8 protein-coding genes are annotated in these 11,335 nt (G+C 42.5%); 2 read left to right on the top strand and 6 right to left on the bottom strand.

The window, feature by feature from the left end:
• Positions 1 to 139: 139 nt before the first annotated feature.
• Together UH38_RS07455 and mraY are read left to right on the top strand one after the other, a co-directional pair.
• Complete coding sequence (locus UH38_RS07455) at positions 140 to 391, top strand: DUF3134 domain-containing protein (RefSeq protein ID WP_045054019.1); 252 nt, start codon at positions 140 to 142, stop codon at positions 389 to 391.
• 63 nt (positions 392 to 454) lie between these two features.
• The gene (mraY, locus tag UH38_RS07450; protein ID WP_045054018.1) at positions 455 to 1,558 is read left to right on the top strand and encodes a phospho-N-acetylmuramoyl-pentapeptide-transferase; all 1,104 of its coding nucleotides are present in this window, start codon (positions 455 to 457) and stop codon (positions 1,556 to 1,558) included.
• Between the two features lie 82 nt (positions 1,559 to 1,640).
• On the opposite strand, the gene UH38_RS07445 is transcribed toward mraY, so the two are convergent.
• The 6 genes from UH38_RS07445 to UH38_RS07420 form a co-directional block, all read right to left on the bottom strand.
• Complete coding sequence (locus UH38_RS07445) at positions 1,641 to 2,174, bottom strand: hypothetical protein (RefSeq protein WP_045054017.1); 534 nt, start codon at positions 2,172 to 2,174, stop codon at positions 1,641 to 1,643.
• A gap of 66 nt (positions 2,175 to 2,240) precedes the next feature.
• Positions 2,241 to 5,123 (bottom strand): hybrid sensor histidine kinase/response regulator, encoded by a 2,883-nt coding sequence (locus UH38_RS07440; RefSeq protein WP_045054016.1) that lies wholly within the window; start codon positions 5,121 to 5,123, stop codon positions 2,241 to 2,243.
• A gap of 203 nt (positions 5,124 to 5,326) precedes the next feature.
• The gene (locus tag UH38_RS07435) at positions 5,327 to 8,785 is read right to left on the bottom strand and encodes a GAF domain-containing protein (RefSeq protein WP_144405643.1); all 3,459 of its coding nucleotides are present in this window, start codon (positions 8,783 to 8,785) and stop codon (positions 5,327 to 5,329) included.
• A gap of 33 nt (positions 8,786 to 8,818) precedes the next feature.
• Positions 8,819 to 9,343: a chemotaxis protein CheW gene (locus UH38_RS07430; RefSeq protein WP_052672299.1), complete on the bottom strand. Its 525-nt coding sequence runs from the start codon at positions 9,341 to 9,343 to the stop codon at positions 8,819 to 8,821.
• 10 nt (positions 9,344 to 9,353) lie between these two features.
• Positions 9,354 to 9,716, bottom strand: coding sequence for a response regulator transcription factor (locus UH38_RS07425; protein WP_045054014.1), 363 nt, complete (start codon positions 9,714 to 9,716; stop codon positions 9,354 to 9,356).
• 53 nt (positions 9,717 to 9,769) lie between these two features.
• Entirely contained in the window at positions 9,770 to 10,978 is a 1,209-nt protein-coding gene (locus tag UH38_RS07420) for a response regulator (protein WP_045054013.1), read from the bottom strand.
• Between the last annotated feature and the right edge of the window lie 357 nt (positions 10,979 to 11,335).

The raw sequence follows: 11,335 nt of genomic DNA, 5'->3' as shown, positions 1-11,335 counted from the left end.
CTCTTTCCTCATGCTAATCATTTCTGTTCGCATATTTAATAAGTTTTTTTACTTTTAATTGACAATTTGCTGATATTTACGAATTAGTAAGTGGTAAACTTTGTAGTATAATTAGAGCCGTTTAACCGAGCATTTTTATATGCCCAAATCTCCTCTGCAAGAACAGCCCCGCGATCGCGTAGCGGCAGTAATTCCTTCAAAGCACGAATCTTCAATCTTAGACTGGTTGCAATCTAGCGGTAGACTGGTGGCACGCGATCGCCAAGAACCCGATTTGTTACCATCAGGCGAACCGATTCCCGATTTAGTAGACATCATTGATTCAGATGATTCTAGTTATGAAGACTTTGATGATAGCGACGATCCAATTGAGGATGATGACATTGGCTAATAAAAGCAAGTCTTAAAGTTGGCGATCGCCTGCATAATGTGGTGTGAGTGATTAAATAATATCGTGGAAGCTAAATCATCTTCTCGTTGGTCGTTAAATCTTTCTGGAACCAGTTTACTTATATCGATTAGTACGGTGTTGGGGACAGCGGTATTGCTTGGCGACTGGCTAGCGCACCGCCTACCCTGGCAATTGAGTTCGCTAACTTTGCCTTTCGGGATTTGCGCCCTAGTTACTGCACTCTTAGGCTACTGGGTTGTACCTATATTACTGAAGCTGAAAACTGGGCAAATTATCCGCGAAGATGGTCCCCAAGCACATTTGAAAAAAGCAGGCACTCCGACAATGGGCGGGGTGTTTTTTGTGCCTGTAGCGGTTGTTTTTGCTATCTTATTATCGGGCTTTGCGGCTGATGTAATTGCTGTATCCGCTTTGACTTTGGGCTATGCTGCTATAGGGTGGCTAGATGATTGGCAAATTTTGCGCCGCAAGTCAAATAAAGGCATTTCGCCACGCATGAAACTTGCCTTGCAAATTGGTTTTGGTGTAGCGTTTTGTCTGTGGCTTGCTTGGAGTCAATCGGGCAATATTACAACGATCGCTTTACCGTTTGGTTTTGCTTTGCCTTTGGGATTGCTATTTTGGCTATTAGCAGCGTTTGTATTAGTTGCAGAGAGCAATGCTACTAATTTAACTGACGGCGTTGATGGGTTAGCTGCAGGCGTAGCAGCGATCGCTTTATTAGGCTTAGGTGCTTTGGTTGCGCCTACTTCCACAGGCTTGATGGTATTTTGCGCTTGTATGAGCGGTAGCTGCTTGGGTTTTCTAGTTCACAACCGCAACCCTGCTCGCGTTTTTATGGGCGATACTGGTTCTTTGGCGTTAGGAGGTGCTTTAGCATCTGTAGCGCTGTTATCTAACACTTTGTGGGCGCTATTTATTGTCGGCGGGATCTTTTTTGTCGAAACTTTGTCTGTAATGGCACAAGTAAGCTATTACAAAGCTACCAAAGGACCTGATGGAGTTGGCAAGCGCTTATTAAAGATGGCTCCCTTACACCATCATTTAGAACTGTCTGGATGGGCAGAAACGCAAGTAGTGGCAACGTTTTATGCAATTACAGGTGTTTTGGCGCTGTTGTGTTTGGCAATTACATTTAATCAGTGACCAGTAATCAGTGACCAGTGACCAGTTAAGAGGCAGTAGCTAGTTACTATTAACTACTGTGACTCTTAACTGTAGAGTTTGATTATCTTAAGGTAGCAGGAAAAGCGCGATCGCTAGCACTAATGCAAGTATCCATTGCTTGAATAGGAGAAACGTCAATTTCTTGACGCAAGCCAACTACACATTGGGCAAATCTTACAGGCAGAAGGCTGCGACGGCAATAATCGAGAACTTCGGGGATAGTTTCTTCTTGAGCATTGACGCTAATTCCGACTACACAACTTGCTAACTCATTTGGTTGCCTAACTTGTCTGCAAGTAGATAGCGCATCAGTAGCTAAGATATTCGTACGCCGCCCAATATCATAGACGCAGGTAGATAATCTTCTCGGATTTAAAGCAGTAGAACAAGCTGAAGATACTTCCGCTGCAGGAATATTCAGCGCTAACAACCTCGCTGCGCAAAAGCGATAATCGTTGCGGTAAGAAGAGGGAATCGTTACAGCAGTAGCAGGAACCGTCATTGCTAGCCCAGTTACTACAAACGAACTGGTAATTAGCCGCCAATATAGCCGCTTTCTAACTGAGGATAAGCAATTTTTCTGTAAATTAAGCATATTAGCCAGGAAAACGTTAGCAAAATTTTAAGCCCAATTGGTGGAAAAAGTTGCAATTAAGCTTAATTAAGCCGCGATCGCATTAGTAACAGCATTTAAAATTTCTCGATCCAAATAGGGTTTGGTCAAGTAGCCATTAGCACCTAACTCAAAAGCAATCTGTTGATATTTTTCGCTGCTGCGCGAGGTAAGCATAATTACGGGAATTTTCTGCCAAGCTGGATGTGCCGAACGATGGCTTAAAAACTTAAAGCCATTCATTCCTGGCATTTCCACATCAGAAATGATTAGTTTGATTTTTGGATATTGCTCTAAGGTAGCGATCGCTTCTGTGCCGTCTTTAGCTTGCCAAACTTGATAACCAGCTTTTTGTAAAACTGCCGCTAAGTTTTGTCGTACTGTAACTGAATCATCTACTACTAATATCTGTGCTGTGCCGATACTTTCGGTGTTACCTACGGGTGCAGGGAGAATAGCTTTAGTTGGCTCACTATCGATTCCTTTTTGCTTGGGTAACTGTGTAATTAGTTCTGTACTATCAAGCATCAAGGTCAAACTGCCATCAGCCAATATACAACAGCCCAGCACGTAACTAGGAGGATTAATTATTTCGCCTACAGGTCTAATTACTAACTCTTGTTCGCCAATTACTCGGTCAACTTCTATGCCAATTACTTCTTCTTGGTGTTGAATTAGTAGTAAAGGGGATGGCTGTTGACTTGCTTTAGCTAAGGAAGAATGCTGAACTATATGGGATAGTTTATAGACGGGTACAGAATATTGTTGCTCGTCTTCCTGCCATTGCATAACTCTTTGTCCGCTTTGCCATTGGTTAATTTGCTCTGGTTGCGGCAGTAAAATTCGCTCGATCGCTTCGGCGACAAAACCGTAAGCGCGATCGCCTACTTGGACAGTTAATACTTTAGCAATCTTTAAGCTGACAGGAATTTGGAGATAAAAAGTCGTACCTTGTTGGGGTTGCGATCGCACTGAAATTTGCCCCTGCAGGCTTTCTATTTGCGATCGCACGACATCTAACCCCACACCGCGCCCAGATAAATCGCTAACTTGAGCTACAGTGGAAAATCCTGGTGTAAACAATAAATCGATCAGCTTCTCTTCTGTGAGGCTTTCTGCTTGTTCTGGGGCAATTAAGTTTACTTCCAGCGCTCGTTCGCCAATTTTCTCAAAATCCAAACCTTTGCCATCATCGCTGACGGCAATTACTGTCCAGCGCTCTTGCTGATAAGCTTGAATGCAGATTTGTCCTTGCTCTGATTTCCCTAATTGCAGGCGTTGCTGCGCGCTTTCAATACCGTGATCGTAAGCATTACGAACTAAATGGAGGATGGGATCGTATAGTTTTTGGGCGATCGCTTTATCGATCAACACTTCTGTGCCGCTAATTTCTAGTTGTGCTTGTTTGCCATGTACGCTACTTAATTGCTGTAATACTCGCTCAAAGCGACTAAAAATTTCGCCTAAAGGTGACATCTGGGCTGAGAGCAAGTCGTCGCGGACGCTAGTTAATAGCCTTTGTTGTTTTTCGAGAATTTGGCTTGATTTGCTGCTAAATAAGCCAGTTTCTTCTAGCGTTTCTTCCATTTGAATAGTATCGTCCCAAGCAGAGTTTAAAAGCTGCTGAAACTCGCTAGTAAATGACTGTTGCAGGTTGTGTAGTCGCTCTGTATCGGTGGCTACGGGCTGCTCCATTTCTATTGTCAGCATATCTGACCAGTCGCGTAGTTGAGTGAGAACTTTCTGGTGTTGAGACAACTGTTGCTGCAATTTCTGGATAGTAGCTTGAATTTGCTCGTCTGCTGCAAATTGGTGATTTTGATTGGTAAGTAGTTCTCCAGAAAGTTGATTGAGCCTAGCCAGTTTTAATTGTTCGACGCGTACAGTTGGATTAGGGGTAGCTTGCTCTTTGGGTCGTTCGCTAGTTGAATTTAAAGTAGGAAGATTAACTTCACTGTTAGCAGCAACTTCTGGTGCTGTCTCTAACGGCAAACTACCAAAAACTTGCTCCATAGATTCTGGGCTAAAGTCCCATGTATCATTTAATTCCAGCGCAAATTCCGTCTCTTCTAAACTATTTGGTAGTTGAGATTCAAGATCATCTCCAAGCTGTTCGAGTAGGCTTAAATCGGGCAAATCTAAATCTTGTTGGTTATCGTTAGCCGCTAATGCTTGCAAAGCAGCAGAAGGTTCGCCGCCGCGATCGCGATCGCCTGCAAGGATAACTGCTTGCGCTGCTTCTAAGTCTGCTAAAGCTATTTGAGCAATACTAATAACCTCATTTGGGCGAACTTGGAGAGCTTGTAAAATAGTGGAAGCGATCGCGCCAAAACCAGGTAATTTGAGCGACTCTGCTAAACCCACAAATACTGTAGCTTGCTCTTGTAAAAGTGATGCTATCTCTGCTGTTTGGGAATGTTCTAAAGCTGCAGCTAAATCTTTTAACCTTTTGCTAACTCCAGTTTCAAAGATTGACTGAGTAATATCAAATCCCAATTCTGCTGATGAAGGAATTTGTGCTTGGTTGTCAAACAAGTCGCCTAACTTTCCTTGCAGGCTAGTAAATACTCCAGCAGCGCGGTTAAGGACTTCAGCTTCATCTATAGGCGTATCTGTAAATTCGGCAGTTAAAGGCAGGCGCAAGCACTCATAACCTTGAAATAATAATGATTCCAACTCTGGATCGATAACTACATCAGGGTTATACAGTGCCTTGAATGCATCTTCCAAAGAATGCGCCACTGTTTTAATTGTTTCTAACCCAACACAAGCAGCAGCGCCTTTGAGGGTGTGCGTCATCCGCATGAGGTTGTGTACTTTAGCAGGGCTGCGGTCTTCTTTTAAGTTGAGTAAGTCGCGTTCGATATTTTCTAATAGTTCTGGCGCTTCAAGCAAGAATAGATTGCGCGTTTCGTCGTAGATGCTGGTCATTAATAGTTTTGAGTTTTAAGTTTTGAGTTTTGAGTTAGTAATTTTAGAAGGTTGATAGTTTTTAGTTATAAGTGCTAAATTGACCTGAAATTTAGCATTTCTTAATAATTTTTAGCGATCGATGCTGAAGCATTAATGATTTTAGTTATAAATACTAAATCTTAAGTTGATTTAGCATTTATAACTATGCTCATTTCTCAGTTTTAATTGACTTTGAACTGTTCGACGCTGGCTTGGAGGTCTTTAGCCATTGCCAGTAATTCTTTGAAAGAGTTGGAAATTTGCACCGAACCTTCGGATGTTCTTGTTGCAACTGAAGCTAAATCGGCAATCGTTTGGGTGACAGATTGCGATTGCTGAGTTTGAGCTAAGGTTGATTGAGTAATTCCTTGCACTAACTGGCTGATTTGGGCTGTCGATTCGACGATCGCATTTAAGCTTTGTCTAGTCTCATTAACCAGATTAGTCCCAGCTACTACTTGTTCTACTCCAGCATCCATCGCTGCTGCGACATCAATGGTTTCTGTTTGAATATCTTGAACCAATTGCTCAATTTCTGTAGTTGCTTTGGCTGACTGACGGGCTAAAGAGCGGACTTCATCTGCTACTACAGCAAAACCTCTACCGTACTCTCCGGCGCGGGTAGCTTCGATTGAGGCATTCAAAGCTAGTAGTTGCGTTTGCGTAGTAAAGTTGCTAATTAAGTTAACAACCCGCGAGATTTTTTGCGATGATTCGCTCAGGCGCTTAATTTTCTTACCCGTTTCGGCAACTGTTTTTCTAATTTCCAAAATGCCGTCTACAGTACGGTTCATAGCAGTATTACCTGTTTGTACTGTATGGTTGGCTTGCTGTACGGCAACTTCTACTTGTTGAGCGTTGGCGCTCACAATTTGAGTGACGTTAATCATCTGTTGAATTTGCTCTAAAGTATCGGTGAGTTCTTCAACTTGATACTGCGCTTGAGTGCTGAGGTTGACGATTGCTGACTCGCTTTGGCGCGATGTCAGGGCGACGTTATTTGCGGAGTTTTTGACTTGAGTTACTAACTTACGCAAGCTTTGAATCGTGTTATTGTAAGCATCGGCGATCGTGCCTACTTCGTCTTCAGTAATTGGGGCGCGGACTGTCAAATCTCCTTCTAAAGCTGGACGAACTGCAACCAATAGTTGCACTGCTCTTTTTTGCAGTTGTTCTTTAGCTGCTTTTTCTCTTTTGGCTGCATCTAGCAATTTTTGCGACTGCAGTTGGACTTTTTCTAAAGTAGCAGCTTGCTGAATTGCAATTCCAAACTGCGTCCCAATTTGTCTGAGTAACTTTTGTTCGGATTCTTCCCACTGACGCGGACCTGAATTTTGGTAGGTTCCCAGTAAGCCCCAAAGTTGCTCGCCTGCAAAAATGGGAATAGTGATGTAAGCTTTTGCCTCAAATCTTTCTAAGCTTTCAATGTAACAAGGTGAAAATCCAGCTTGATAAATATCATTGACGGCAAAGCCTTCTTTATCTTGATGATACCGACCGCCTTGAGTATCTTGGAGGTAGGTGTCTTGTTCTAAACGCGCTTGTCCACCCCCTAAATTGCGTACGCTATCGCAATTAGTTACATCACTGTCTAATTTCTGAGTTGATAGAGGTGTCCAATCTGTCCCTACTGATTCTGAGACAAATTGACCGCTCCAATCAGGGTTAAAGCGGTAGACAGCAACGCGGTCAGCTTTGATTAATTTACGAATTTCTTGAGTCGTAGTTCTAAAAATCGTATCTAAGTCTAACGATTTCCGAATTTTGTCAATTACTCTAGTAACAGCGCGTTCTTGTTCGGTAATTTGGGTAAGTTGCTGTGTTTTTGCTTCTACTTGTTGCAGATATTCTGCTTGCTGCAAGGCAATCCCGAATTGCGTGCCAATTTGAGTTAGCAGTTTTTCTTCAGATTTTTGCCATTGGCGCGGACTTGAGTTTTGATACGTGCCTAGTAATCCCCAAAGTTTATCGCCGACAAAAATAGCCGTTGTCAGATAAGCTTTTGCTTCTATCCGGTCCATTGCTTCTAGATATTCCGGCGAAAAGCCGACTTGGGAAATATCATCGACCGAGAAGGCTTGTCTGTTGCGATTTTGAGCGGCTATACCTTGCTGTTGATAAATGCTTGGGGAATTACTCGCCATACTTCCACTAGGTCTAAGATTGACTATGCCACTACAGTTACCTACTTTTTCTTCAAATCCTTTGCTCAGAACAGATGCATAGTCGGGGGCTACTGATTCGGCGACAAATTCACCGCTCCAATCAGAGTTAAATCGATAAACTACTACTCGGTCCACTTGCAAAATTTGTCGAACTTCTTGGGTAGTAGTTTTAAAAACTGTATCGATATCTAAGGATTTGCGGATTTTATCGACTATTTTGGCAACTGTACGTTCTTGTTCTGCTACTTTTGCTAGTTCTTCATTTTTGGTGTTTACTTGTTCTAAGTATTCAGCTTGCTTTAAGGCAACTCCAAGTTGAGCGCCTACTTGAGCAAGGCAATTTATATCTATCTCCTCCCAGTGGCGAGGTCCAGAGTTTTGATAGGCTGCAAGTAGTCCCCACAAAGTACCGCCGAAGAAAATAGGTGCGATCGCTGTTGCTCTGATCTGGTACTCTTCCAAAATATTGATGTGACAAGCGGCATATCCAGCCTTGTAAATATCATCTACAGCATAAGTTTCGTTATGGCGATATCTACCGCCTTGGGTTTCTTGCAGGTGACTATCTTCCCAAATAGTCCTAATTCCTGGTCCAACTAAGGGAATCCAGCCAGGTGCAACGGCTTCTGAGATAAATTCACCACTCCAGTCAGGAGCAAATTTATACACTGCCACGCGGTCGGCTTTGAGTAATTGCAGTAGTTCGTAAGTTGTAGTTTGAAACACTGTATCGACATCAAAGGCGCGGCGAATTTTTTCCATTACTTTCGCTGCTACTTGAGTTGCTGTGCGGCTATATTCAGTTTGGCGGTGGAGTTTGAGGCGAAACTCTAGTGTTTGGACTGTAAGCGTCAGTTCTAAAACCAACTGAGACAACAGGTTAATTTCTACTTCTTCCCAATGGCGCGGCATAGCGCACTGCTGCACGACGAGTAAACCCCATACGTCTCTATCTACCAAAATTGGCAAGCTAAGGCTTGCTTGCACTTGAAAGCGTTCTAATAACTGCTTTTGGTAGGGTGTAAGTGGAGCGTTATTCGTATGAGTATTATCGATTTCTACTATCTGTTCTTGCAAATACAATTTAGCTTCATCCATGCCAAAGCAAGTGCATGGTAGGTTTTCACCTAGTGTAGGTGTCCATTCTCGTCCTATAGCTTCTGCAACTACGATTCCTCGGTCGCTAGTTTCAAACCGATATATAAGTATGCGGTCTGCTTGCAAGCTTTTACGAGCTTCGCTGACAGTTGTATCAAACAAAGCTTCTAAGTTAGCAGCTTGACGCATTTGCTCGACTATTGCTGCTAATTTTTGGCGCTGGTTTTTAAATAGGTCTTGTCCTGAGCCGTTGGTTCCATTCCCATCTACCACATTTGTGCTCGATTGGTGGTATTGCTGTGCCATTGCGGGAGTTCCCAGAACCAGAGGTGCGTCGCCGTTTTGGTCTTCAGAGCGGGTAGAAAATAGTCTTCTCACTGTTATATATAGGAATGAAGGATAGTATTTGTCCTAAGTAAGCTGGAGTAAAGGCGATTGCGCGATCGCACTTGGATCGAGGACGATGCTACCATCGCTAATATACCCCTGCATAAATGGTAATAATTCTGGCGTAAATAATTTGGCTGAGGGAGTCTGTATTTCTGCCAAATCGTACCACTCAATATCAATGACTTCGGCAACAACAAGACCTAAGTATTGATTGTCAACTTCTATTACTACTACCATCGCGCTAGCTGCAGCGTTGTTTTGTGCAAATAGTAGTGGTGAGCCGAGTAGATGAGCCAAATCAATTGTCCAAAGCATTTCGCTGCGCCAATTGTAAATACCTAGTACGCAACTAGGCATTTGCGGTACGGGCAATATTTCGGCTGGGGTGACTTGAAATATCGCTGCGGTGTCAGCGACTTCAATCAAGGCTGTATTTTCTGCTTGCAAGCCAAAGCGGAGAAATTTTTGTTTATCGGCTGGAGGAAAAATAGAATCTAATGTATCTAGGCTGTTGGCGAGCGATACTGAATCGGTAGATAAGCTCATCAAACTCTTCCTATTTGATCAGTTGGTGCACGAGTTGGACTAATTCTTGTCCGTCGATTGGTTTAGGTAGGTAAGCGTCTGCTCCCAGCATATTACCCCACATTTTGTCTACGTCTGTACTTTTTGTAGAACAAATTACTACAGGAATTTGTTTGGTATGAGGATCTTTTTTGATTTCTCGGCATAATTCAAAGCCGCTTTGCCCTGGTAAAATCACATCTAAAATGATTAAGTCTGGTTTTTGTAGGCTCAATTTGATTTGAGCTTCCTCGCCACTGGTGACGCTGACTACAACCAAGCCTGCTTGTTGGAGATGACGAGTCAGGATTTGGGTTTCAGTCAAGCTATCTTCGACAATTAGGACAGTACGCATGAACCTATCGGGATAATGAATTGCAGATTGCTGGCATTAGCAATCTATTCTAGTTATATGGGCGATCGCTTATTATCTGGTCGATTTGGTTGCGAGGCGGGTAATGGCAAATACTTTCGCAAAACTGCTAATACTTGTTCTGGTTTGATTGGCTTGCTCAAAAATTCTGAGGAGCCGACAATTTTTGCCCGTACTCGGTCAACAATACCATCGTTGCCTGTTAAAATTACCACAGGAATATTTTTAAATTGAGAAATACGGCGAATTTGACTGCATACTTCGTAACCATTAGCGATCGGCATCATCAAATCTAGGAAAATTAAGTCTGGCTGATTTTCTAAAAGTACGGGTAGCGCCTCTACAGCATCGTTAATCCCTACAAAGCGATAGCCAGATCTAGTTAAGATGTGTTCCATCAATTGGTTCATAATCGGGCTATCGTCTATACAAGCTATCAAAGGCGCAGATTTTAACTCAATTGCTCGTGGTAAGACTTTGGCTGCTAATCTAGGGTTATTTTTAACGCTAACTCCGGCAGGAGGCAGTAAATCACCGATTTTAATTAACTCCATCATGCCTTTACGGATATAAGGCATTAGTAACCGCGTTAATAGTAGCAAATCTTGCTTCATCAACACTGCTAAATCGCGCAAAGTTCTTTGACCGTCAGTAACTCTAACTAGAGTTTGATAAACTGGGGGCGAGGTGTGCTGTTGCAACTGCTCTGGCTGTTTGAGCAATACAGCCAAGTTAGGAGAAGTATTTTCTAAACCAGCTTTACACCAGTCTTGCCAAGCTTGCCAAGCGTGTCTGAGGGCGTGTTGGGGATTAATTAGTGTCAGCGATGCATTTAATGTATCTTGTTTGTCGCTAATAAATGTTAGCTGAGTGTGTTTCTCTTGTTGCAGAACATCAAATAATACTTCAGTTACAGTGTTGCGGATAACTCTAACAGCTTCGTCTCCCTTAATTTTTTGTTTTTTGACTAAAGCTATCAATACCTGGTATTCGCCAATTTGCCATACATCTGTTTTGTGGATGTTAGGCACTTGCGGACAATATTGAGACATCAGCCGCCACCACCGCTTGATATTGTGCAAGCCTCCTGTAGCCCAAACCAAGCGACCTAAACAAAAATACAAACTCCAATGCTGCGCTTTGTCGGCAGTCTCAACGTGCAAACTACCTGTGTACTGCTGCTGTTGGCAAGTTTCTATATGGGTGCTAAGGCTGTTTGTAGTTGAACCATTAGCAGTCATCATGGTTATTTATCTACCCACTTTCTGAGGAATAATTATAAATAAATTGAGCTATGAGTAATTTGTAGTTAAATTAACTAATAATCGTTCGACTCGATTTGAGCAAGCGGCGATAATTTCTAGCATCTCCTATATTGTCTGCGGAAATTTGCTAAATTGCATAAGTATTATTCCTTAGTTTACGTGTTTTTATTGATACTTATTTCCCCACTTTATAAAGTTACTGTAAATTAGGCTTGTTAAATAAGCATTATTACAGTATAAGATCGATGGGCAAAAATATTTCACTATGCAACGGTATAGCTAAAAATTGGAAATATTTGCATAGCTGGCGCAAAACTTGTAGAATGATATATTTGG

The organism is Aliterella atlantica CENA595 (assembly GCF_000952155.1).
Lineage (GTDB): Bacteria > Cyanobacteriota > Cyanobacteriia > Cyanobacteriales > Chroococcidiopsidaceae > Aliterella > Aliterella atlantica.
Note: the sequence above shows the minus strand (reverse complement) of the source record. Positions and strands in the feature narration are given on the sequence as shown.

Coding starts and splice junctions, on each gene's coding strand:
- UH38_RS07455 (WP_045054019.1), top strand. CDS start 140: ATGCCCAAATCTCCTCTGCAAGAACAGCCCCGCGATCGCGTAGCGGCA.
- UH38_RS07445 (WP_045054017.1), bottom strand. CDS start 2,174: ATGCTTAATTTACAGAAAAATTGCTTATCCTCAGTTAGAAAGCGGCTA.
- UH38_RS07440 (WP_045054016.1), bottom strand. CDS start 5,123: ATGACCAGCATCTACGACGAAACGCGCAATCTATTCTTGCTTGAAGCG.
- UH38_RS07430 (WP_052672299.1), bottom strand. CDS start 9,343: ATGAGCTTATCTACCGATTCAGTATCGCTCGCCAACAGCCTAGATACA.
- UH38_RS07425 (WP_045054014.1), bottom strand. CDS start 9,716: ATGCGTACTGTCCTAATTGTCGAAGATAGCTTGACTGAAACCCAAATC.
- UH38_RS07420 (WP_045054013.1), bottom strand. CDS start 10,978: ATGATGACTGCTAATGGTTCAACTACAAACAGCCTTAGCACCCATATA.